At 53.7% G+C, this 415-nt stretch carries 1 protein-coding gene; it reads right to left on the bottom strand.

Going from position 1 to position 415, the window contains the following annotated elements:
* A partial coding sequence (locus ACNFOC_RS55600; protein ID WP_416966473.1) for a DUF4432 family protein occupies positions 1-282 on the bottom strand: 282 nt, incomplete at its 3' end.
* Between the last annotated feature and the right edge of the window lie 133 nt (positions 283-415).

Below are 415 nucleotides of genomic sequence, written 5' to 3' on the forward strand. Positions count from 1 at the left end.
CAGTAACCCCGCGTAGAAGCTACGTAAAAACCCGTTGCCCTGAGACTCAAAAAAAGCGGGGGCGACAATGCCGTTGGGGGTGATAAAAGAGAGCGCAGTGTCCTTGTAGCTGGCCCATGCAATATCCAGCGCGCGATCTTTTACCACCGTAAATGCCAGTCCCGCACCAGTACGGACATCAAACGCTTCTGTCCCCTTTGCTCTGCCACTACGTAACTCATAGTGTTTAATTCCGGCAACCTGCGAGAGATCGCCAATCCACGACCAAATTTCGTTTTTCATTGTGCTGCTTCCCGAATGGACATGTCATGGCGCTGGATGAACGCTTCGATTTCCGCAAGGCGAGACGTTCCCTCCATTGGGCCACGTCGGGTTACCGCCAGTGCACCGCAGGCGTTGGCATATTGTAATGCCC

This window comes from Streptomyces colwelliae, from assembly GCF_048158785.1.
In the GTDB taxonomy this organism is placed as follows: domain Bacteria; phylum Actinomycetota; class Actinomycetes; order Streptomycetales; family Streptomycetaceae; genus Streptomyces.